Source organism: Kitasatospora sp. Ki12 (assembly GCF_054601375.1).
Genome location: NZ_BAAIHT010000003.1, coordinates 104,132 through 127,268, shown reverse-complemented (window position 1 = coordinate 127,268; position 23,137 = coordinate 104,132). Strand labels below are relative to the sequence as shown.

The 23,137-nt window shown below is 72.8% G+C and carries 16 protein-coding genes and 1 pseudogene; 4 read left to right on the top strand and 13 right to left on the bottom strand.

Translation table 11 applies throughout. The features are described 5' to 3' along the window. Positions 1-8 precede the first annotated feature (8 nt). Positions 9-1,259, top strand: coding sequence for an FAD-binding protein (locus ACYP53_RS31340; protein ID WP_459649929.1), 1,251 nt, complete (start codon positions 9-11; stop codon positions 1,257-1,259). 237 nt (positions 1,260-1,496) lie between these two features. On the opposite strand, the pseudogene ACYP53_RS31335 reads toward ACYP53_RS31340, so the two are convergent. Beyond that, positions 1,497-2,204, bottom strand: a pseudogene (locus ACYP53_RS31335) (family 1 glycosylhydrolase); the annotation flags it as partial. 417 nt (positions 2,205-2,621) lie between these two features. Here ACYP53_RS31335 and ACYP53_RS31330 point away from each other — a divergent pair. Both ACYP53_RS31330 and ACYP53_RS31325 read left to right on the top strand, forming a co-directional pair. Continuing rightward, positions 2,622-3,356 carry a FadR/GntR family transcriptional regulator gene (locus tag ACYP53_RS31330; RefSeq protein ID WP_459649928.1) on the top strand — a complete coding sequence of 245 codons (735 nt, stop codon included), beginning with the start codon at positions 2,622-2,624 and terminating at the stop codon, positions 3,354-3,356. A 121-nt stretch (positions 3,357-3,477) separates the two neighbouring features. Further along, the gene (locus tag ACYP53_RS31325) at positions 3,478-6,030 is read left to right on the top strand and encodes a glycoside hydrolase family 95 protein (RefSeq protein WP_459649927.1); all 2,553 of its coding nucleotides are present in this window, start codon (positions 3,478-3,480) and stop codon (positions 6,028-6,030) included. A gap of 55 nt (positions 6,031-6,085) precedes the next feature. On the opposite strand, the gene ACYP53_RS31320 is transcribed toward ACYP53_RS31325, so the two are convergent. From ACYP53_RS31320 to ACYP53_RS31290, 7 genes are all read right to left on the bottom strand, one after another. Then, positions 6,086-6,574, bottom strand: coding sequence for a universal stress protein (locus tag ACYP53_RS31320; RefSeq protein WP_459649926.1), 489 nt, complete (start codon positions 6,572-6,574; stop codon positions 6,086-6,088). A 67-nt stretch (positions 6,575-6,641) separates the two neighbouring features. Continuing rightward, positions 6,642-7,898 carry an SLC13 family permease gene (locus ACYP53_RS31315; RefSeq protein ID WP_459650933.1) on the bottom strand — a complete coding sequence of 419 codons (1,257 nt, stop codon included), beginning with the start codon at positions 7,896-7,898 and terminating at the stop codon, positions 6,642-6,644. A 462-nt stretch (positions 7,899-8,360) separates the two neighbouring features. After that, complete coding sequence (locus ACYP53_RS31310; protein WP_459649925.1) at positions 8,361-9,467, bottom strand: lactonase family protein; 1,107 nt, start codon at positions 9,465-9,467, stop codon at positions 8,361-8,363. 241 nt (positions 9,468-9,708) lie between these two features. Then, positions 9,709-11,160 carry a GH1 family beta-glucosidase gene (locus ACYP53_RS31305; protein ID WP_459649924.1) on the bottom strand — a complete coding sequence of 484 codons (1,452 nt, stop codon included), beginning with the start codon at positions 11,158-11,160 and terminating at the stop codon, positions 9,709-9,711. A gap of 56 nt (positions 11,161-11,216) precedes the next feature. Beyond that, complete coding sequence (locus ACYP53_RS31300; protein WP_459649923.1) at positions 11,217-12,092, bottom strand: carbohydrate ABC transporter permease; 876 nt, start codon at positions 12,090-12,092, stop codon at positions 11,217-11,219. Between the two features lie 3 nt (positions 12,093-12,095). After that, positions 12,096-13,052: a carbohydrate ABC transporter permease gene (locus ACYP53_RS31295; protein ID WP_459650932.1), complete on the bottom strand. Its 957-nt coding sequence runs from the start codon at positions 13,050-13,052 to the stop codon at positions 12,096-12,098. Positions 13,053-13,251: 199 nt separating this feature from the next. Further along, entirely contained in the window at positions 13,252-14,580 is a 1,329-nt protein-coding gene (locus ACYP53_RS31290; protein ID WP_459649922.1) for an ABC transporter substrate-binding protein, read from the bottom strand. A 241-nt stretch (positions 14,581-14,821) separates the two neighbouring features. Here ACYP53_RS31290 and ACYP53_RS31285 point away from each other — a divergent pair, with 241 nt between their 5' ends. Next, on the top strand, positions 14,822-15,871 hold the full coding sequence (locus ACYP53_RS31285; protein WP_459649921.1) for a LacI family DNA-binding transcriptional regulator: 1,050 nt from the start codon (positions 14,822-14,824) through the stop codon (positions 15,869-15,871). Between the two features lie 116 nt (positions 15,872-15,987). Here the strand turns inward: ACYP53_RS31285 and ACYP53_RS31280 are convergent, their stop codons facing one another. The 5 genes from ACYP53_RS31280 to ACYP53_RS31260 form a co-directional block, all read right to left on the bottom strand. Further along, a complete protein-coding gene (locus ACYP53_RS31280) occupies positions 15,988-17,808 on the bottom strand; it encodes a glycoside hydrolase family 6 protein (RefSeq protein ID WP_459649920.1) in 1,821 nt (606 codons plus the stop codon). A 70-nt stretch (positions 17,809-17,878) separates the two neighbouring features. Next, positions 17,879-19,450: a cellulose binding domain-containing protein gene (locus ACYP53_RS31275; RefSeq protein ID WP_459649919.1), complete on the bottom strand. Its 1,572-nt coding sequence runs from the start codon at positions 19,448-19,450 to the stop codon at positions 17,879-17,881. A gap of 387 nt (positions 19,451-19,837) precedes the next feature. After that, a complete protein-coding gene (locus tag ACYP53_RS31270; protein ID WP_459649918.1) occupies positions 19,838-20,668 on the bottom strand; it encodes a carbohydrate ABC transporter permease in 831 nt (276 codons plus the stop codon). Next, a complete protein-coding gene (locus tag ACYP53_RS31265; RefSeq protein WP_459649917.1) occupies positions 20,668-21,597 on the bottom strand; it encodes a carbohydrate ABC transporter permease in 930 nt (309 codons plus the stop codon). The genes ACYP53_RS31270 and ACYP53_RS31265 overlap by 1 nt, the downstream gene beginning before the upstream one ends. A gap of 79 nt (positions 21,598-21,676) precedes the next feature. Then, on the bottom strand, positions 21,677-22,942 hold the full coding sequence (locus ACYP53_RS31260) for an extracellular solute-binding protein (protein ID WP_459649916.1): 1,266 nt from the start codon (positions 22,940-22,942) through the stop codon (positions 21,677-21,679). Positions 22,943-23,137: the final 195 nt, after the last annotated feature.

The following is a 23,137-nucleotide window of genomic DNA, read 5'->3' as shown; positions in this document are numbered from 1 at the left end:
CACCACCCATGACCGTGGCCGCGACCAACTGGGCCGGGAACATCAGATTCCGGGCCGAGCGGTTCCACGAGCCCCGCACCGTCGACGAGTTGCGACGGATCGTCGCGGCCGCCCGGTCGGTGCGGGTCCTCGGGACCGGGCACTCCTTCAACGCGATCGCCGACACCACGGGCGACCTGGTGTCCGTGGCCGGCCTGCCCCCGGTGGTCGAGCCGGACGGGCGGGCCGGCACGGTCAGGGTGAGCGCCGGGACGCGGTTCGGCGAGCTCGCCGGGGTGCTGGACCGGGCGGGGCTCGCGCTGCACAACCTCGGATCGCTGCCGCACATCTCGGTCGCGGGCGCGTGCGCCACCGGGACGCACGGCTCGGGGGTCGCCAACGGCTGCCTCGCCACGGCGGTCCGAGCCGTCGAACTGGTCACGGCGGACGGCTCCCTGGTGACGATCGACCGGGACGCGGCACACTTCCCCGGTTCGGTCGTGGCCCTGGGCGCCCTCGGCGTGGTCACCGCGCTGACCCTGGACGTGGTGCCGGCGTTCGAGGTCCGGCAGTGGGTCTACGAGGGCCTGCCGACGGCCGTGCTGCGCGAACGGTTCGACGAGGTCATGTCGGCGGCGTACAGCGTCAGCCTCTTCACGGGCTGGCGGACGGACCGGATCGACCAGGTGTGGCTCAAGCGACGGGGCGGCCCCGAGGCGCCCGGGGCCTGGCACGGCGCGGTGCTCGCCGACGGTCCGCGCCACCCCGTGCCGGGCTGCCCGCCCGAACCCTGCACCCGGCAGCTGGGCGTTCCGGGGCGGTGGCACGACCGGCTCCCGCACTTCCGCCTGGACTTCACGCCGAGCAGCGGCGACGAGCTGCAGTCGGAGTACTTCGTCGCCCGCACCGACGCCGTCGCCGCGTTCGACGCGCTGGACGCCGTCCGGGAGCGGATCGCGCCGGCGCTGCAGATCAGTGAGATCCGCACGGTGGCGGCCGACGCGCTGTGGCTCAGCCCCGCCTACCGACGCGACTGCGTGGCCTTCCACTTCACCTGGCACCCCGATGCGCGGGCGGTGGCTGACGCGGTCCAGGCGGTCGAGGAGGCCCTGTCCGCCTTTGCCGCCCGGCCGCACTGGGGCAAGGTCTTCAGCATGCCGTCCGAGGTGATCCGGGAGTCGTACCCGCGCTGGGAGGACTTCCGCGGGCTGCTGGGCGAGTTCGATCCGGCGGGCACCTTCCGCAACGAGTTCGTCGCCCGCCACTTCGGCGCCGGGTAGCACCCGCAGAGCACCTGAGCCCCGGGCCGGGGCACCGCCGTGCCCCCTCCGGGCCGGTGCCTTCGGCATCGGCCGGGACCGGACCGTCGATCTCCTCGTCCCGACCGGTCCCGCCGTCACGTCAGACGCGCTCGGCCTCGTCCGATTGTCGTGGCACGGAGGCTTTCTGGCTTCGACACCCGGCTGCGCGCCGGCTCGGTCAGCCCGAGTTCCGCCAGGATCGGAGCGGCCGCCGCGGACGTAGGCGGTCCGCTCGGGGTCGTGGACGGTGCCGTCGGGGGCGACGGTGTCCTCGAACGCGGCGCCGTTCTCGGTGACCAGCACGGGCAGGCCGAACTCGCGGTGCAGCGCGAGCAGCGAGTCGGAGAGCCCGGTGGGGTCGATCGGCCAGCCCATCGCGGTCACCTCGTCGCCGGCGCGGTGGAAGGCGACGTCGTCGGCGCCCGGCCACACCGAGTGCGAGCCGGTGCCGTGCCCGTCGTCGCGGGGGAGCCGTTCGCCGTTCGCCGGGGCGGAGACGACGGTCGGGGCGTAGTAGTTGAGGCCGAGCAGGTCGAGGGGCCGGGAGATCTCGGCGAGGTCGCCGCCGTGGACCAGGGTGTCCCAGTCGACCAGGTGCGCGGTGTCCTTCAGGAGGTCCTCGTCGTACCGGCCCTTGAGCATCGGGCTGGTCCAGATCCGGTTGCCTACGGCGTCGATCCGTCGGGCCGCCTCGATGTCCTCCGGCCGGTCGCCGAGCGGGAGCACCGCGTGCAGGTCGAGCGAGACGGAGACCTGGGCGGCGGAGGGCAGCGCGGCGCGCAGGGCGCCGACGGCCAGGCCGTGGCCGAGGTCGAGGTGGTGAGCGGCGCGCAGCGCGGCGGCGGCGTCGGTACGGCCGGGGGCATGGGCGCCGGCCGCGTAGCCGAGGAAGGCGGAGCACCAGGGCTCGTTGAGGCTGATCCAGGCGGCCCGGCCGGCCGCCACCGTGCCGGCCACCGCGGACCTGGTCGCTCACCGCGGTGCCGACCGCCTCCTGGTCGCTCGCGCAGTCGCCGCCTTCGGCGAGGACGTCCGCAACATCCGCGCCGCCACCGGAGGGCATGCTGGCCCACCAGGAGCTGCGGGAGGTCCTCGGCCCGCAGACCGCCGGTGCGGACGCCCTCCCCGCGCCCCGCGCGGAGCGGCGCGCCGAACCGCCGCTGGTCGCCTTCGACGAGGTCTCCTTCACCCGCTCCCCGCTCGATACATGGGATGGATTCGTGGCTTTGTTGCCGAGGTTCACGGTCGCGGGGCGGCGTAGTGCCAGTTCCCCCGGCCGGTCGACCGGAGAAAGTGATCGAGTGCCTTCCGGGACATGGGACCACTTGCTACGTTGGTGCCGTGTCCCTGACTGACAAAGCCATCGCCCGCATCCGTCGGATGATCCGGGACGGCGAGCTGCCCCCGGGGTCGAAGCTGCCCCCCGAGCAGCAGCTCGCGGCCGAGCTCGGCCTGTCCCGGAACCTGATGCGCGAGGCGGTCAAGACGCTGGTCGTCGCCCGGGTCCTGGAGATCCGGCGCGGCGACGGCACCTACGTGACCAGCCTGGCCCCCGGCCTGCTGCTGGAAGGGCTCGGCGGCGCGGTCGAACTGCTGCAGGGGGACACCGTCCTGGAACTCACCGAGGTGCGCAGGCTCTTCGAGCCGGCCGCGACCGCGCTGGCCGCCACCCGCGTCACGGACGAGGACCTCGCCGAGGTGGAACGGCACCTGGCGGCCATGCGGGACGCGCGGGACGACGTGGAGCTGCTGGTCCAGCACGACGCGGCCTTCCACCGGGCGGTGATCCGCGCCACCCGCAACGAGACCCTGGCCACGCTGCTGGAGCACATCTCCGGACGCACCCTCAGCGCCCGGGCCTGGCGCGGGCTGGCCGACGCGGACGCGGCCGGGCGGACCATCGCGGAGCACGAGGCGATCCACCTGGCCCTCGTCGCCCGCGACCCGAACCTCGCCCAGGCCGCCGCCCTGATGCACGTCAACACCACCGAACGCTGGCTGCGCGACCACCTGGCCGAGGGGGAGGGGATCCCCGCCGCCCCCGAGCCGCGGCCGGACCACCCCGGCACCACCTGACCCGCCGTCCACCACCGACCGAGGAGCGATCGCGCGGGCTTCGGTACGACGCCCTTCGTCGACGGCTCCGTCTCCGGCCGGCTCGACCACGAACGGCACCCCGTGCCCGAGGAGTCCTGACGTGCGAACACCCCAGAACGGACGGCGACCGTTCCGACACCAGCGGTACCGCCCCCTGACCAGCTTCTTCCGGCCCGTCCACCACCGTGACGAGCCCCACCACACCGACGATCGGATGGACACCGTGCCGACGGACGGCCAGCAAGCCACCACGGACCCGCTCTGGTACCGGCGCCCCGCCGACGACTTCCTGCAGGCGCTGCCGCTCGGCAACGGCCGACTCGGCGCCATGACCTACGGAGGCGTGCGGAGCGAGCGGATCGAACTCAACGCGGACACCCTGTGGTCCGGCGGCCCGGGCCCCCGCGACCGGGAAGGCGCCGCCCACCACCTGCCCGCCCTGCGGGAGGCGGTGCGCGACCGCGACCACGCCACCGCCGACGCCCTCGCCGTCGAGCACTTCCAGGGCCCCGACGGCGAGGCCTACCAGCCGCTGGCCACCGTCCTGCTGACCTTCCCGTCACTCGGCGCGGACGGTGAGGAGGGCCAGGACGGCGCGGCCGACTACCGGCGCGCCCTGGACCTCGACGAAGCCGTGCACACCGTGTCGTTCACGGCGGGCGGAGTCCGCTACCGGCGGGAGAGCTTCGTCTCCGCCCCGGCGGGCCTCCTCGCCGTCCGCCTCACCGCGGACGCCCCCGGCGCCCTGACCTTCCGTACGAGCCTGGAGACGCCCCACCCGGACGCGGCCACGGCCGCCGACACGGCGGCGCTGTCGGTCAGCGGGCGCGCCCCGGCGGGCGTCGCGAGCTGGCAGGGCGGCACGCCCACCGAATACCGGGACGGCGAGGGCACGGGCTTCGCCGCCGCGATACGCGTGCGGACGGTCAACGGCAGCACCCGCGCCGTGGACGGCGGGATCGAGGTCACCGGTGCCGACGAGGCCGTGCTCCTGCTCTCCGTCGGCACCGGGTTCCAGGACTGGCGCAAGCGCCCCGACGGCCCCGGGACGGCGCTCGCCGAGGCCGCCCGCCGGCTCGACGAGGCCGAGGGCACGGACTACGACGCGCTGCGCGCCGCCCACGTCGCCGACCATCAGCGGCTCTTCGGCGCGGCCTCCCTCCGGCTCCCCGGCGCGGAGCGGGCGGCGGAGCTGCCGACCGACGAGCGCCTCGCCGCCGCCAACGCGGGCGCCGCCGACCCGGGGCTCGCCGCCCAGCTGTTCGCCTACGGCCGCTACCTGCTCATCGCCTCCTCCCGGCCCGGCACCCAGCCCGCCAACCTCCAGGGCATCTGGAACGCGCACGTCACCCCGCCGTGGAACTCCGACTGGACGTCGAACATCAACCTCCAGATGAACTACTGGCTCGCCGAGACCACCGGCCTGGCCGAGTGCCACGAGCCGCTGTTCGACCTCGTCACCGACCTCGCCGAGTCCGGCCGTAACACCGCGCGGGCCTACTACGACGCCCCGGGCTGGTGCTGCCACCACAACGTCGACATCTGGCGCGCCACCAACCCGGTGCTGGGGCAGCCGATGTGGTTCCACTGGCCGATGGCCGGGCCGTGGCTGGCCGCCCACCTGTGGGACCACCACCTCTTCCACGGGGACCGCGCCTTCCTCGCCGACCGCGCCTACCCCGTCATGCGCGAGGCCGCGCGCTTCCTCACCCACCTCCTCGTCGAGGACGAGGACGGCACGCTGGTGACCAGCCCGTCCACCTCGCCCGAGCACCAGTTCCGGCTGGCCGACGGCACCCTGGCGGCCGTCGACGCCGGCAGCACGATGGACTACTGGCTCACCGCCGAACTGCTCGACAACACCGTCACCGCGGCCCGCGAGCTCGGGGTCGACCAGGCGTTCGCGGAGGAACTGACGGGCCTCCGCGCCCGGCTGCGCCCCCCGGCCGTCGGAGCCGACGGCCGCCTGCTGGAGTGGCGGGACGACCTCCCCGAGGAGGAGCCGGGCCACCGTCACCTCTCCCACATCTACGGCGTCTACCCGGGCAGCGCCGTCGACCCGCTCGGCGACGACACCTACCTCGACCCGGCCCGCCGCGCCCTGGACCGCCGCCTGGAACACGGCGGGGGCGGCACCGGCTGGAGCCTCGCCTGGGTCGCCGCGCTCGCCGCCCGCCTGGGCGACGGCGCCCTCGCCGGGCACGCCGTCGAGCGTCTGCTGGAAACCTCGATCGCCCCCAACCTGTTCGACCTGCACCCCCCGCAGCTCTTCCAGATCGACGGCAACTTCGGCATCACCGCCGCGATCGCCGAGGCGCTGCTCCAGAGCCACAACGGTGTCCTGCGGCTGCTGCCCGCCCTGCCCCCGTCCTGGCCCTCCGGCGACGTCCGCGGCCTGCGCGCCCGGGGCGGGATCACCGTGAGCCTGAGCTGGCGCGGGGGTCTGCTGGCCGGGGCCGAACTGCGGGCCGCCCGGGACACGACGGTCGACCTGTGGCTGCCCGCACGCGACGGCGTGCCCGTCCTGACCGACCACGAGGGCCGGCTGGTCACGGCCGCCGCGCTCCCCGGCGACGCGCGGCGCCTCCGGGTCCGGCTGGCGGCGGGCGGCCGGTACCGGCTCTCCTACCCGGGCCCGGACATCGGGCACTGACCGGGCGGGGCGGGGGCGGGGCCGGGGTGGGGCCGCCGGGGGTGCCAGGGCGCCGCTACCGGCGCTCGGGCGGCGGGGGGATCGTGGCCGTGCCCGGTGCCGCCTCCGGCCAGACCAGCAGCACCGGACAGGGCGCGTGGTCGACGACGAAGCGGGTCGCGGGGCCGAGGCTGTGCGGCCCGAGCCGGGTGCGGTCGCCGTCGCGCGCGAGGACGAGCAGCTCGGCGCCCTCGGCCGCCGCGACGACCTCGCGCTCGACGCGCCCGGTGCGCTCCACGCGGGCGCAGGGCCGGCCGAGGCGGTCGGCGGCGGCGTCCAGGAGGTCCCGGGCGGAGGCCGCCGCCAGGGTCTCCACCCGGGTGCCGGGGTCCCGTTCGCGGTGGCCGCGGCCGAGCAGCCCGGCGAAGGCTCCGTGCGCGACGCCCGGCACCTCCTGGCCGCTGACGTGGAGGAGGACGAGCTCCGCGCCCTGCGGGGCGTGCGCGCGGGCGGCGTCCACGCAGGCGGGCCAGGTGCCCTCGGTGATCCAGACGACGACGGTCACGGGCTCATCCTCCTCATGGTCCTGGTGCTCCTCAAGCCCCTCAAGCCCCTCAAGCCCCTCAAGCTCCTCATGCGCCGATGAACCGCAGCGATCCCCACAGTGCCACCACGGCCACGGCCAGGGCGGCGGGCACGACGAGCAGCCCGAGCCGGGTGAACTCGCCCAGGCCGATGTCGGTGTCGTGCTCGCGGACGATCCGCCGCCACAGCAGGGTGGCCAGGGACCCGGCGTAGGTGAGGTTGGGGCCGATGTTCACGCCGAGCAGCACCGCCAGGACCGCCCCGGCGCCGGACGGGACGGCCAGGGGCAGCAGCACCAGGGTGGCGGGCAGGTTGTTGATGACGTTCGCCAGCACCGCGGCCAGTGCCGCCGTGCCGAGCAGCGCGGGCAGCGAGGTGCCGTGGGGGACGAGGTGTCCCAGCGCGGAGGCCAGCCCGTTGTCGACGACGGCCCGGACCACGATGCCGAGCGCCAGCACGAAGGCCAGGAACGGCACGGCGGCCGAGCGGACGATCGCGACCGGGGTGGTGCGGCGGCGCACCAGCGCCCGGACGGCGAGCGCGAGCGCGCCGGCCAGGGCCGCCCAGGCCGGATCGACACCCAGGACCGAGGTCAGGACGAACCCGGCGAGCGTGCAGGCGACGGTGACGAGGGCGAAGACGGGCAGCTCCGGTGCCGTCACCTCGGCCGCGGGCGGGGCAGCCGCGTCCAGGTCGGCGGCGAAGAACCGGCGCAGCACCACGTACTCGACGGCGACGGCCGCCAGCCACGGCAGCACCATCAGCGCGGCGAACCGGGTGAAGCTCAGCCCGCTCGCGGCGAAGGCCAGCAGATTGGTGAGGTTGGAGACCGGCAGCAGCAGCGAGGCGGTGTTCGACAGATGGGTACAGGCGTAGACGTGCGGCTTGGGCCGGGCACCGAGCCGGGCCGCGGTCACGAACACCACCGGGGTGAGCAGCACCACGGTGGCGTCCAGGCTGAGCACCGCCGTGACCACCGAGGCGACCACGAACACCTGCGCCAGCAGCCGCCGCGGACTCCCGGCCGACGCCCGGGCCATCCACGCCCCGCAGGCGCGGAACAGGCCCTCGTCGTCGCACAGCTGAGCCAGCACCAGGACGGCGGCGAGGAAGCCGATCACCGGCCCGAGCCGCTCCGCCTCGGCCGCCGCGTGCGCCGGCGAGATCGCCCCGGTGGCGACCACCAGCCCGGCGGCGGGGACCGCCACCACGGCCTCCGGCCAGCCCCACGGCCGCACCACCGCGCAGACCAGCACCAGCGCCAGCAGACCGATGGACAGTGCTTCGGCGAACGACGTACTCAGGGGTCTGCTCCTTGCAGGCGACGGTGACGACAGACGCCATCGAACCGGAAACACCAGGTCACGGCGGGGCGGCGCGGGCCAACGGTACGCGCTGCCCACCCGGTGGACGCAAGGCGCTCCGGTGGAGGCGGCCGACCGGGGCCGCGCCGCGGCGCCCCGGTCAAGGGCGTGTCTGACAATTCCCGCCGGGCGCGCGACGCTCCCCCAGCCTTCGGCCGGGAGGTACCCCCAGGGCACAAGCGCACCTCGCCGCGTTGTCGTCGGTCGCCGATGGCCCCCAGCCTTCGGCCGGGAGGTACCCCCACCGCATGGACTCTCCCCAGCCTTCGGCCGGGAGGTACCCCCATCCTCCGCCTTGCGATGCACGCACCCCAACGCCGCGCGCTGATCCGACGCGAATTGTCAGACACGCCCTGGGCCTCGGACGGGCCTCGCGAGGCGCCGGGCCCGCGGGAGCAGCGGTCAGGGGCCGACCGGCAGGACGGACGTGGGCTCGGTGACCGCCAAGGGCTCCCCGGCGGGGGTCAGGCGCCCGGACACCGGGTCGCGGTGGAAGGCCGTGAGGGTGTCGGAGCCCTGGTTGGCGCAGAACAGGAGCCGCCCGTCCGAGGCCAGGGCGATGTCGCGGGGCCAGGATCCGCCGCACGGAACGACCTCGACCGGCTCGACGGTCGCCCCGTCGTCCTGGAGGGCGAACACGGTGATCGCGTCGTCGCCGCGGTTGGTCGTGTAGAGGAAGCGGCCGTCGGCGGACACCCGGACGGCGGCCGCCGAGTTGGCGGTCGGCGCTCCCGGGTCCCGGCGCGTCTCCAGCTCGGCGACGGGTTCGAGGTGGCCGGAGATCGCGTCCCAGGTGCAGACGGTGAGGGTGGAGGAGAGCTCGTTGAGGACGTAGACGTGCCCGGCCGAGGGGTGGAAGGCGAGGTGCCGGGGGCCGCTGCCGTCCGGCAGCGTCGTCGTCCGGTGCGCGCTGAGCCGGCCGGTGGCCGGATCGAAGGCGTAGACGTAGACCCGGTCGGTGCCGAGGTCGGTGCAGAGGAGGAACCGTCCGTCCGGCGAGGGGGCGGCCATGTGGGCGTGCGGGTCGGTGTGGAGCTTGCCGGAGGCCTCCCGGCCGGGGTGACGGATGGTCTGGACCGGCTCGGCGGCGGTCGCGTCGCCGCCGGTCGCGTGGCCGTCGGTCGCGTCGTCGCCGGTCCGGATGACCGAGAGGACGCCGTCGCCGTAGTGGGCCGCGAAGAGGTGCGAGCCGCTGGGGTGGACCGCGAGGTGGCAGGGCCCCGCGCCGCCGCTGGCGGTGGTGGCGGGTCGGCCGAGCGCCCCGGTGCCGGGATCGATCCGGACGGACAGGACCTGTCCGGGGTCCTGCTCCAGCACGGCGTGCAGGATGGCGCGCGTCGGGTCGAGGGCCGCGTAGGAGGGCCGGTCGACCGGCACCGTGCCGACGAGGCTCATGGCGCCGGTGGCGTCGTACCGGACGGTGGACAGGCCGGCTGCGCGGGTGCCGGCCAGGGCGGCGCTGCCGATGATCAGCGAGCCGCCGGACGTCGTGGTCGGGGGGTGGTTCAAGGGTGTCTGCTCTCTGTCCGCCGTTCGGCGGACGGTCCGTCAGAGGGGCGTCGGCCGGGCGGCGGTGCCCGGGACCGGCATCCTACGGAGGGCGGACTCGTCGAGTCGAACGTCAGAGCGCCTCCCCCCGTGCGGGACGGGGCGAACGAGGGGGCCGGGCCGGGGGAGCCCTCGGGTCCCCGCCCCCTCGGGTCCCCGCCCCCTCGTCTCCCCGCCCCCTCGTGTCTCCCGGCTCGGACGCCTAATCGGCGGTCGGCGGGTGCAGCTCGTCGGTACGGGCCACCCGGGCGTACCAGTGGGCGCTGGCCTTGGGGGTGCGGGTCTGGGTCGGGTAGTCGACGTGGACCAGGCCGAAGCGCTTGGCGTAGCCGTACGCCCACTCGAAGTTGTCCAGCAGGGACCAGGCGAAGTAGCCGCGCACGTCCGCGCCTTCGGTCAGCGCCCGGTGGACCGCCGCCAGGTGGGCGTGGATGTAGGCGGCGCGCTCCGGGTCGTCGACCGTGCCGTCGGCGCCGGGCTCGTCCTCGTACGCCGCGCCGTTCTCGGTGACCATCAGTGGCAGGTTCGGGTGGGACCGGGCGAGGCCGGTCAGCAGCTGGTGCAGGCCGGAGGGGTCGACGGCCCAGCCCATCGCGGTCCGTTCGCCCGGTGCCGGGTGGAAGCCGACCCGGTCCGCGCCCGGCCAGGGCGAGGCCGTGCCGCCGCCGTGGCCGTCCTCGCGGGCGGGGGCGGCGCCCTCGGCGGTCGCGGAGACGACGGTGGGCGTGTAGTAGTTGACGCCCAGCCAGTCCAGCGGCTGCTGGATCTCCTTCGGGTCGCCGGCCCGGACGAAGGACCAGTCGGTGAGGTGGGCCGTGTCGGCCAGCAGGTCCTCCGGGTAGGCGCCCTCCAGCATCGGGCCGAGGAACACCCGGTTGCCGACGGCGTCGATGCGGCGCGCGGCGTCCCGGTCGGCCTCGGACGGGGTGAGCGGGCGCACGGCATGCAGGTTGAGGGAGACCGACAGCCGGGCGGTGGCGGGCAGCACGCCGCGCAGCGCCGAGACGGCCAGGCCGTGGCCGAGGTTGAGGTGGTGGGCGGCCCGCAGGGCGGCCACCGGGTCGGTCCGGCCGGGCGCGTGGACGCCGGAGCCGTAGCCGAGGAAGGCGCTGCACCAGGGCTCGTTGAGGGTGGTCCACTGGCCGACCCGGTCGCCGAGCGCCTCGCCCACCAGGCCGGCGTACTCGGCGAACCGCTCGGCGGTGGCGCGCTCGGGCCAGCCTCCCGCCGACTCCAGCTCCTGCGGGAGGTCCCAGTGGTAGAGCGTGGCGACGGGGGTGATCCCGGCGGAGAGCAGCTCGTCGGCGAGGCGGCGGTAGAAGTCCAGACCGTGCTGGACACCCGGGCCGTGGCCGGTCGGCTGGACGCGCGGCCAGGAGACGGAGAAGCGGTAGGCGGTCAGCCCGAGGTCGGCCATCAGCCGGACGTCCTCGCGGAAGCGGTGGTAGTGGTCGACCGCCAGCTCGCCGGTGTGGCCCTGGAAGACCTTGCCCGGGGTGCGGCAGAAGGTGTCCCAGATCGAGGCGGTCCGGCCGTCCTCGGTGGTGGCCCCCTCCACCTGGTAGGCGGAGGTGGCCGCGCCCCAGAGGAAGCCGGCCGGGAACCGGGGCGGCGTGGCGGCGGGGGAGTGGGGGTCGGCAGGGGGAAGGGGCATGTGCTGCTCCCGACGGTGAGAGGGATGTCGATCCCCGGCGGAGGTCGCCGAGGGGTTCAGTTCTTGACGGCGCCGGCGGTGATGCCGCCCACGATGTGTTTGCCCAGCAGCGCGAAGACCAGCAGCAGCGGCACCGTGGAGATGAGCGCGCCGGTCAGCACGACCGCCTGGTTGACACTGTGGTTGCCCGCCCCGAGACCGGCGAGCGCGACCTGGAGGGTGGGGTTGCCGTCCGGGGTGAGGGCGATGAAGGGCCAGAAGAAGTCGTTCCAGGCCTGGACGAAGACCAGCATGCCGAGCACGGCCATCGCGGGCCGGGCCACCGGGAACACCACGTGCCAGACGATCCGCAGGCTGTGCGCGCCGTCCACCCGGGCGGCCTCGACCAGCTCCACCGGCAGGGCCTCGACCAGGTACTGCCGCATGAAGAAGACCCCGAACGCGGCGACCAGCGAGGGCAGCACCACCGACTGCAGCTGGTCCACCCAGCCCAGGTCCGTGATGATCTGGTACAGCGGGATGACGCTGAGCTGCGGGGGGACGGTCATGGTGGCGACGACCACGGCGAGCAGCACGTTGCGGCCCCGGAAGGGCAGTTTGGCGAAGGCGAACCCGGCCAGGGTCGCGAACAGCACGGTGGACAGCGCCACCAGGCCGGCCACCACCGTGGTGTTGACCAGGGCCCGGCCCATGTCGACCTGGTTCCAGGCGAAGGCCAGGTTGTCGAACAGGTGCCGGCCCGGCAGCAGGGGCGCCGGAGCCTCGACCACCCGCTCGCCGGTGTGCGAGGCGGCGACCAGGTTCCAGTACAGCGGGAAGAGCGAGACCAGGGCGGCGAGCCCGAGCAGGACGTAGGTCAGCGGCCCGGCGTGGTGCTGGCGCCCGGCGGTCGGACGCCACCGGGAACGGGACGCGGGTGCGGTGGTGCTCATGGTTCAGCCCCTCCTGCGGCGGACACGGACGACGAGTGCCTGCACGGCACCCACGGACAGCAGGAGCAGCAGCATCACCCAGGCGATCGCGGAGGCCTGGCCGAGGGCGCCGGTCACCCAGCCCTTCTCGTACATCAGCAGGCTGAGCGTCTGGAACTGGTTGCCGCTGCCGCCGCTGACCCCCAGGCTGCCGCCGAACAGCATGGGCTCGCCGAAGAGTTGGGTGGCGCCGATGGTGGACACCACGATGGTGAACAGGATGGTCGGGCGGATCGACGGGATGGTGACGCTGAGGAACTGCCGTGCCCGGGAGGCTCCGTCGATCGCCGCCGCCTCGTACAGGTCCTGCGGGACGGCCTGCATCGCGGCGAGGTAGATCAGTGCGTTGTAGCCCGTCCAGCGCCAGGTGACGATCACCGAAATGGCGATCTGCGCGGGCCACTTGGAGGACTCCCAGTCCACCGGCTGGAAGCCCGCCCAGCCGAGCGCGGTGTTGATCAGCCCGTAGTCGCTGTTGAACAGCTGGGCGAAGACCAGCGTGGCGGCGGCGATCGAGGTCGCGTACGGCGCGAGCACCGCCACCCGCAGGAAACCCCGGCCGCGCATCCGGTAGTTGAGCAGATGGGCCAGGCCGAGGGCGAGCAACAGCTGCGGCACGGTGGAGATCACGCCGATGGTGAAGGTGTTGCCGAGGGCGTTCCAGAAGAACTCGCTGTCCCACAGGCCGGTGTAGTTGCGCAGACCGAGCCACTGGGCGTCGCCGCCGAGCTCGACCCGGTGCAGCGAGAGCCAGCCGGTGTAGACCAGCGGGAAGAGGCCGAAGGCGGCGAAGCAGAGGAAGAACGGTGCGACGAAGACGTACGGCGCCGCCTTCATGTCCCAGCGGTGCAGGCCGCTCCACCGGCCGCGGCCGGGTGGGCGGCCCTTGGACGGCCGGCCCTTGGCGGGACGGCTCGTGATCGGGTGGTTCTTGGTCGAGTCGTTCTCGGACGGGCCGTTCTCGGTCGGCTGGTCCGTGGTCGGCTGGTTCGTGGCCGGGTGGGCGGCGGGCGGGAGCGGGGTGCCGTCGGCCGCCGCCCGGGCGGGGGTGGACACGGGAAGTCCTTCCGGTCGGTGGGAGAGGGCGCCGCCGGTTGCCCGGCCGCCCTCGGTGGCCCCGCTACTTCTGGATCTTGTCGTCGATCAGCTTCCCGACGGTGGTCCAGGCCTGCGCGGGATCGGTTCCGCGCTGCTCGATGTCGAGGATGCCGTTGTCGGTGATGAAGGTCTTCACCTGGCCGTCCCAGCGGCTGATCGGGACGGCCTTGATGCCGGCCGCGGCCTCCGAGTAGATCCGGCCGACCGGGGTGTCGCCGAAGAACGGCAGGGTGGCGTTCTTGACGGCGGGGGAGGAGAGGGTCTCCTTGGTGGAGGGGATGTTGCCGTTGACGGCGAAGACCTTCGCGTGCTGCGCGGGGGCGGTCAGCCAGGCCGCGAGCTCGGCGGCCTCCTTGGCGTGCGGGCCCGACTTCGGGACGGCGAGGAAGGAGCCGCCCCAGTTGCCCGCGACCGGGGCGGGGGCGATGTCCCACTTGCCCTGGTTCTCCGGACCGGCCTGGTCCTTGATGATCCCGGTCATCCAGCTCGGGCAGGCGACGGTGGCGAACCGGTTGTTCTTGAAGCCCGCGTTCCAGGTGCCCTTCTCGTCGAACTGCCGCAGCTTGGCGGTGATTCCGCCGGTGGCCGCGCCGGTGGCGACCTCCCAGGCCTTCTTCACCCCGGGGCTGTTCTTGTAGTCCAACTCGCCCTTGGCGTCGGCGTACTGGACCGGCTCGCTGGAGACGACGGCGTTGAACAGCCCGCTGGCGGAGTCGTGGAAGGCGGTGCCCTCGGGCGCCTTCGCCTGGTAACTGCGCCCGGTGTCCAGGAACTTCTCCCAGCTGCCGGCCCAGAGCGCGCCGACCTGGGCGCGGTCGGTCGGCAGCCCGGCCTTGGCGAAGAGGTCCTTGTTGTAGCAGATGGCCATCGGGCCGATGTCGGTGCCGAGGCCGATCACCTTGCCGTCCGCCGTGGTGGCCTGCTTGACCTTCCAGTCCAGGTAGGCGCCGAGGTCGGCGCCGCCGGTCTTGCCGAGGTCCACCCACTTGCCCGCCAGGGTGGGCCCGGTGGCCTCGGCGATGTAGCCGACCTCGACGGCCTGGATGTCGGCCAGGCCGCTGTCCCGGGAGAGCCGCAGCTTGAGCGTGTCCCAGTACTTCTGGCCGTCGGCCACGTTGGACTCGACGATCTTGATGTTCGGGTGCAGCTTCTCGTACTCGGCGTAGAGCTTGGCGCCGGTGTCGTTGTCGTAGCCGAAGGATCCGAAGGTGCCGATCCGCAGGGTCACGGTACCGCCGCCGTCCGCCTTCGTGCTGCTGCCGCTGCTGCCGCAGCCGGCCAGCAGGGCGGTGCTCACGGCCAGGGCGGCGAACGCGGTGAGGCGTCGACGTCTGGTGGTGTTGATGCGCATTCCACTCTCCTTGTCCGGGGTGGTGCTGGGGCCGGGGTAGCGGCCCTCGGATGCATGGGAGCGCTCCCACGTCACATCCGGAAGGTTCCTTCCCCGGCTGATCCGGTGTCAAGAGATGTAACCGAATTGCGTTGAGGCGCACCGATGTTGGAAGCTCGTCGCCACTTCCTGAACGCGGAAGGGACGTGGCGGCACCGAGTTCCGGTGATCTAGGATTCGCTGCCAAGCGGGCGGGAGACCGATGGCGGCGGTGGAAGGCGGGTGGGCGGTGGGCGGACGGCAGACCGGAAGGCCGACCCTGGAGGAGGTCGCGGCCCGGGCCGGGGTCGGGCGCGGCACGGTGTCCCGGGTGATCAACGGTTCGTCGCGGGTGAGCGAACAGGCGAAGGAGGCGGTGGCCCGGGCCGTCGCGGAACTGGGCTACGTGCCGAACCGGGCGGCCCGGGCGCTGGCCGGCAGCCGGACGGACGCGGTCGCGCTGGTCGTGCCCGAGACCGAGGCGCGGCTGTTCGCGGAGCCGTACTTCCTGGACATCATCCGCGGGGTGAGCGCTGAACTCGCCACGGCGGACAAGCAGTTGCTGCTCACGCTGATCCGCGACGAGCAGGAGCGGCAGCGCTTCGAGCAGTACCTCGCGGCGCAGCGGGTGGACGGCGTGCTGCTGGTCTCCGTCCACCGGGACGACCCGCTGCCGGACCAGGTGCGCGCGCTGGGCCTGCCGGTCGTGCTCAACGGGCGCCGTTCGTCGCGGGAGCCGGTGGCGTACGTCGACTCCGACAACGTGGGAGCCGGCCGCTCGGCCGTGGCGCACCTGGCCGGGCGCGGGCGGTGCCGCATCGCCACCATCACCGGTCCGCCGGACATGGACGCCGCGCACGGGCGACTGGCCGGCTACCGTCAGGGGTTGGCGGCGGCAGGGCTGCCCGTGGACGAACACCTCGTCGCCACCGGGGACTTCACTGAGGAGGGTGGCCGCCGGGCGATGCGCGAGCTGCTGGCGCGGTGTCCCGACCTGGACGCGGTGTTCGCCGCCTCCGATCTCATGGCGGTCGGCGCCCTCGCCGTCCTGCGGGCCAGGGGCCTGGACGTTCCCGGGGACGTCGCGCTGGTGGGCGTCGACGATTCGCCGGTCGCCCGCCACCTCGACCCGCCGCTGACCAGCGTCCGCCAGCCGATCGAGGAGATGGGCCGCACGATGGCCGGGCTGCTGCTGCGGCAGATCGCCGGCGAGGACGCGGAGCCCTCGCGCCTGGTGCTGCCGACCGAGCTGGTGGTGCGACAGTCCTCCTGAGGCCCCGCGGGGCCGTCCGGCGGCGCGCCGGGCCTCAGGAGGGCCGCCGCCCGTGTGAAGCCCCCTGACCGTCCGAAGGCCCGCCGGCCTCCGGACGGTCAGGGGAGCGTGCGGTGCTACAGCGCCGGGTAGGCGTTCTTCAGCAGCTGCTGGAACTGGGCGGAGAACCACTCCCCGGCCAGCGGCGCGTCCGGCAGCGCACCCGACATGCTGTTGTTGTTCCGCGGGTTGCCGGTGTACGTCGGGTCGCACATCCGGTCGAAGCCCTTGCCGTCGTTGTTCGGGATCGCCTTGCTGGCCCCGTCCGACTCACCCGGCGGCTTCATCCAGACGTACGCGTCGATGCCCGCCGCCGGGGCCGCCTGCGGCCGCTCACCGAGGCCCGCGCCGGCCTGGTTGCACCAGTTGCCGGTCTGGAACCGCCGGTCGTTGCGGCCGCCGTCCACGTACGCGTCGACGCTCGTCTTCGGCCCGGGCCCGGACGGCCGGGCGGTGCCGCCCCAGCCGTTGCGCGAGGTGTCGATCAGCATGCCGAGCTTGGGGTCGAAGCCGATCGAGACCAGCTTGGCCCGCATCGCCTGCGCGTAGGACAGCTCGTCGACGTACCGGTTCCAGTCGACCCACTTGGACTGGCGGACGGAGGTGCCGTTGACGCTGTCGTCGATGGTGAAGTTGGTCTCCTTGAGCGCGCTGTAGTTCGCGGTGTTGACGATGAAGCCGTGCACGTTGGCGAGGGTGGAGCCCTCGGACGTCGCGGCCTGCTTGAACAGATCCGCGGACGTGCCGAAGTTGTCGTCCCAGCCGAGCCAGCCGTGGTGCCCGGCGTCGACGTAGTTGTACACGTTGGGGACGGCGCCCAGCTTCTTGAGCGCGTAGCCGACGCCGGTGATGTAGTTGCCGTTGGCCTTCATCACGTCGCAGGTGGGGGTCGCGGTGGCGCGCGGCGTGGTGTTGGTGGCCAGGTTCGGCAGCGAGTCGATCTCGACCGCGGTGACGATGCGCAGCCCCGCGTACTTCGGATCGCCGAGGATCGCCGCGATCGGGTCGATGAAGTCGGTCTTGTACCGGCCGATCTCGGTCGGGCCGAGCTCGCCGTTGGAGGCGAGCGCGGAGCAGTCCCGCCCGGGCAGGTCGTAGATCACCAGCTGGACGACGAGCTCGCCGCTGCCCTTCTGGCGCAGCGCCTCGTCGAGGTGGGCGCGCAGGCCCATCTTGCCGTTGGCGCCGGCGATGGCGGCGATCCGGTCGACCCAGATGCCGGTGGGCTGGTTGGCGACCTTGCTGCCGCCGGGCTCGGCGGCGGCGTTCGCGGACCACTCGGGGTTCACGTAGACCTTCGCGCCGGCGTACGGGTTGTCGACGCGGCTGCCGGGCGGGGTGGTGGGGGTGCCCGTGGGGGTGGCGGTGGGCGTGCTCGTGGGCGAGCTCGTGGGGGTGGCGGTGGGCGTGTCCGTGGGGGTGGGCGTCGTGGTGGCGCCGTTGCAGAGCACGCCGTTGAGCTTGAAGGCGGTGGGCACGGGGTTGGCGCCGCTGTACGAGGCGTTGAAGCCGAAGGAGGTGGAACCGCCGGTCGCCAGACTGCCGTTGTACGAGACGTTCCGCGCGGTGACGGCGGCCCCGGACTGGGTGATGGTGGAGTTCCAGCCCTGGGTGACCTGCTGGTCGCCGGCGAAGGTCCACTCCAGGGTCCAGGAGCTCAGCGGGTCACCGGTGTTGGTGACGGCGACGTTGGCGCCGAAGCCGGTGTTCCACTGGTTGGAGACCTGGTAGTCGACCCGGCAGCCGGCCGTGGCGGCGCCCGCCGAGGTGGCCAGGACGGTCGCGGTGGCGCCGGTCGCGGTGACCAGGCCGAGGGCGGCGAGCATGGCCGTTCGGTTGCTGCGCAGTCGGGTGAGGGTGGGGGCGGTGGCGCGCGTGGTGCGCGTGGTGCGGCTCATGGTGTGGGGGTCCCTTTCGGTGTCTCGGTGTCTCGGTGTCTCGGTGTCCTCGGTGTGTCTCGGTGGGCGTTCAGCGTCCGTTCAGGGCGCGGAGGTGGTCGCGCAGTCCGATGCCGAACGCGGTGGGAGTGCCGTCGTAACCGCTGATCAGGGCGGGGCCGGAGGAACAGTCCCAGGTGTTCCAGGTCCAGCCCAGGTAGGAGAGCCCGCGGTCGTCGGACCACTTCATGACGCGGTCGACGAACGCGTGCCCGCAGGTGTTCTCACCGATCTCGCCCGCCACGAGCGGGACACGGGCGGCGACCGGAGCCAGGGTGGAGGTCCAGCAGGTCTCGCCGGCACAGGAGTTGAAGTTGTACACGTGCCAGGCGGCGGCGAGTTCGCCGGACGGGTCCGAGGGGGCGTGGGCGAGCCAGCCGCTCAGGTCGTTCGAGTAGGCGATCCCGGGGACGAGCACGACGTTGCGCGAGCCGGTGGCCCGGACGGCGTCCACCAGGTCCTGCATGCCGGCCACCTCGTAGCCGATGCCCGGGCAGGTGCCGCCGTCGCGCCAGCAGGCCCAGGCCTGTTCGGTGGTGGCCGTGGCCCGGTCCGGGTAGGGCTCGTTGAACAGGTCGAAGACCACCCGGCGGTCGTCCTTGAAGGTGTTCGCCACCGAGGTCCAGAAGGCCGGGGTGTAGCGGGCGTCGGGCATCGGCTTCTGGCAGGAGGCGTGCACGTCCGAGCAGCCCGCCGACGGGCCGGTGTACTGGCCGTACGTCCAGTGGAGCTCGACCACGGGGGTCAATCCGTGCGCGAGGACGCGGGCCACCAGGGCCTTGACGGCGTCGACGTAGGCGGCGCCCCGGTACTCGGGCAGGATGTTGTCCAGGCCGAGCCAGCACTCCTCGTTGAGCGTGATGCGGACGGTGTTGGCCCGCCAGTCCGCGATGGCCTGGACGGCCGCGTCGTCCACCGGGCCGTCGAAGATCCCGTGGCCCTGGACGCACATGAACTCGCCGCCGGAGCGGTTGACGCCGAGCAGGCGACGGGTGGTGCCGCTCGGGTCGGTCAGCCGGTTGCCGCTGACGCTGAGCTCGGGCGCGCCGGCGCTGGGAGTGCCGGTCGGGGTCGCGGTCGGGGTGCCGGTCGGAGTGCCGGTCGGAGTGCCGGTCGGTGTCGGGGTCGGTGTCGGGGTCGGTGTCGGGGTCGGGGTGGTCGTGGGGGTAGGTGTGGGGGTCGAACCGCCGTTGCAGGCAAGCCCGTTGAGGGTGAAGTCGGCCGGCGCGGGGTTGCCGCCGGACCAGGAGGCGATGAGGCCGAGGGTGACGCTTTCGCCGGTCCCGAGCGATCCGTTCCAGCTCTCGTTCGCGGCCGTGACCTTGGTGCCGGACTGGGACCAGGTGCCGCCCCAGCCCTGGGTGAGGTGCTGGCCGCCGGTGAAGTCGAAGCCGAGGCTCCAACCACTGGCGGGCGCACCGTTGTTGGTGACGACGACGGAGGCCTGGAAGCCGCCGTCCCACTGGTTGACCGTGGAGTAGGCCACGGAGCAACCGGGCGGTGCTGCGGTGCCCGAGCCCGCACCCGCTGCGGCGGACACGGCGCTCACCAGGGTGAGGACCGTGCCGCCGAGCAGCGCCGTGAGACGTGGGGGGTGTCGCATGAGCGAGTCCTTGCCGCGAGGACGCGCCGCTCCCGGCGCGTCGACTGACGGAATCGCTCCCACTGGTGGGCACTGACCGTAGCGCCAACTTCCGCCAAGGAAAAGAGGAGTTACCGGGTTTTGTCGCCGAAGGTGTTCGACTCTTCACGCCTCTTGACCGGTCTATGGGCATCCCTCACAGTGGGAGCGCTCCCACTGGTTTTGAAAGTGTCCGTTCACGGCCGCACAGGGACACCCGTTCCTGTTCCGAAGACCGACGACCGAAGACCGAAGACCCAAGGCAACGGGAGGACCGTACGAAGACCTGGCGTCGTGCCCGGAGTCGCTGGTGCTCGCTCGCGGAGGGACGGGAGGTGCGCCCTCCCGTTCCTCCGCGAGCGAGTGGTCCTATTTCACCGAGCCGGCGGTGAGGCCGGAGACCACGTGCCGTTCGATGACGGCGAAGAGCACGACGACGGGCACGATGGCGACGATCGAGGCGGCGAACACGTAGTTCCACTGCACGCTGTACGCGCCGATCATGTTGTTGATGCCGACGGTGAGGGGCTGGCGGTCGGGGGAGGTGGTGAGGGTCAGGCCCATGACGAACTCGTTCCAGGCCGCGATGAAGGTGAAGATCACCGCGGTGACCACGCCCGGCAGCGCGAGCGGCAGGGTGACCCGGAACAGGGCGCCGATCCGGCCGGTCCCGTCGATCCGCGCGGCCTCCTCCAACTCGACCGGGATGGAGCCGATGTAGGCGCTGAGGATCCAGATCGCGAACGCCAGGTTGAACGCGGCGTTGGCGAACACGAGCACCCAGACCGTGTCCAGCAGGCCCAGCGTGTAGAACTCCCGGTAGAGCCCGACCTGGAGTGCGGTCGGCTGGAACATCTGCGTCACGAGCACCAGCAGCAGGAAGGCCTTGCGGCCGCGGAACCGGACCCGCGCGGTGTAGTACGCGGCCGGCAGCGCGACCAGCAGGACCAGCAGCGTGGACCCGGCGGCGACGAGCAGGGTGACCTGGAGGTTCTGCCCGAGCGTGGTGTCGGTCCAGACCTCGGTGAAGGAGGACCAGTCGAAGTGGGTGGGCAGGTAGGCGTCGTCGCGCAGCTGGTCCGCCGGGCGGCCGGCGGTGACCACCATCTCCAGGTACGGGAGCAGGAAGAGCGCGGCCAGCGCCCAGGCGGTGGCGGTGAGCAGGACGGTGCGGGCGGGGAAGCGGCGGGCCGTGGCCATCAGCTCTCCTCCTCGTTCCAGCGGCTGACCTTGAGGAAGAGCAGCACCATGACGATGACGACGGCGAAGTTGACGACGGACATGGCGGCGGACTCGGCGACGTCGTAACCGCGCAGCATGTACATGAACACGGTGGTGGTGGCGGTGTCGGCGTTGGGACCGCCCTGGGTCATGCCCCAGATCACCGGGAAGGAGTTGAAGACGTTGATCAGATTGACCACCAGGGCCACCAGGAACGCCGGGCGCAGCAGCGGCAGGGTGACCTTGCGGTAGGTCTGCCAGCGGGAGGCGCCGTCGACGTTCGCCGCCTCGTACACCTCGGCCGAGACGGTCTGCAGGCCGGCGAGGAGCGTGTAGGTGGTGAACGGCAGCGAGACGAAGACGGCGACGAAGACCAGCCAGGGTTTGGCGTGCGCCGCGTCGCCGGTGAAGGCCCGGGCGTGGTCGATCAGGCCGAGGTCGAGCAGCAACCGGTTGAGGACGCCGGAGACCTGGTCGAGCATCCAGCGGAAGCCGATCGCCGTCATCAGCACGGACGCGGCCCAGGGCGCGATGAGCGCCCAGCGGGTGACCTTCCGTCCCGGGAAGTCCTGGTTGAACAGTTGCGCCAGGGCGAGCGAGACCAGCATGGTCAGGCCGACCACGACGACGGTCCACACGGCCGTCCAGGTGAGGACGGCCGGGAGCCGGGGGTCGTCGAACAGCTTGTGGTACTTGACCAGCCCGGCGGGGCCGTGGTCGGTGCCGGAGGTGTCGATCCGCCGCAGCGAGGTACGGACCATCTCGGCGGCGGGCCAGACGACCACGGCGAGGATCAGCAGGACGGCGGGCGCGAGCCAGGGCAGTGGGCCGAGCCGTTGCCACAGGGGCCGGCGGCGGACCGGGCGGGCCCGGCGGCCCGCCCGGACGGTGGTGGTGCGGTTGGACACGGTGTGACGCTTCCTGTCGGACGGGCGAGGACTGCTGGCCGGACTGCTGGCCGGACTGCTGGCCGGACTACTGGCCGGACTACTGACCGGCCTGCTGGGCGGCCTGCTGCAGGGCGTCGAGGGTCTTCCTGGGGTCGGTGAGGGCGCTGCCGATCTGGGTCTTGATCTGCGCGGAGACGGCGGGCCAGGTGGGGTCGCTGAGCGGGTAGAAGCGGGCGGTGGGCAGGACCTGGAGGAACGGCTGGAGGGCCTTCTCGTCCGGGTCGGCCTGGAGCGCGGTCAGCGCGGACTGGGTGACCGGGAGCAGGTTGTACTCCTTGGCGAACCTCACCGTGTTGTCCTTGCTGTAGGCGAAGTCGAGGAAGGCCCTGATCTGGTCCTTGTGGCCGCCCTTCTTGAAGGCCATCACCCAGTCCCCGACCCCGAGGGTGGTCTTGCCGGGGGTGTCCTTGCCGGGCATCGCGCTCCAGGTGACGTCCATGTCCTTGAGATCGGCGAGCTGCCCGGGGAACCCGTTGAGCATGCCGACCTTGCCGGAGGCGAAGTCCTTGGTGAGGTCGGTGCGGTTGACGGCGGCCGGGCTCTGTTCGGTCAGGCCCGCGTCGACCCAGCTCTTGAGCTGGGTGAAGGTGTCGACGTTGGCCTGCGAGTTGATGGCGTAGTGACCGTTGGCGTCCTGGTAGCCGCCGTGGTTCTCCAGCATCCAGATGAAGGACTCGCCCTGGGCCTCCTCCTTGCCCAGCGGGACGCCGAGCGGGATCTCCACCCCGGCCTTCTTCAGCGCGGTGGCGGCGGCGGTGATCTCGTCCCAGGTCCTGGGGGGCTTGGCCGGGTCGAGACCGGCCTTCCTGAACAGGGCGTTGTTGATCAGGAACATCCGGGCGCTGGAGACGAACGGGATGCCGTACTGGGTGCCGTCCTGCTCACCGGTCCTGGCCATCGACGGGATGAAGTCGATCGCGGTGGGGCCGGACAGCACGTCCTGGGCGGCGTAGAGCAGGCCGTTCTTGGCGAAGTCGGCGTAGCCGCCGGTCTGCAGGACGTCCGGCTGGTTGCCGTTCTGCACCATGGTCTTGACCTGGGTGTCCAGGTCGTTCCAGTTGATCACCTGCAGGTTGACCTTGATCTTCGGGTTCTGCTGCTCGAACGCCGAGATCACGCCCTGCCAGTACGCCTGGGTGGGGTGCTGTCCGTTGGAGCCGTAGTCCGCCGCGACGAACCTGATCGTCGTGGTGCCGTCGGCGGAGGAGCCGGAGCCGCTGCCGCAGGCCGACAGCGCCAGCGCGCCGGCCACGCCGACGGCCGACAGGAGGAGGAAGCGCGGGTTCATCAGGGGTACCGCCATTTCTTGGGCGCCACAGCTTGGTGGGGCGCGGCTTGGTGGGCGCGGCGCTGGGTGGGGCGCGGCGCGGGTGATCTCTGATGCGTGTTCTCTGATGCGCGTTGATGAGTGATACCGAGCGCTTCGCGCATGAATGAACGTCGGCTTGGTGGCAGTGTGCATGCTCGGGTCCGCGAGGACCAGTCGGCGTTATCGAAG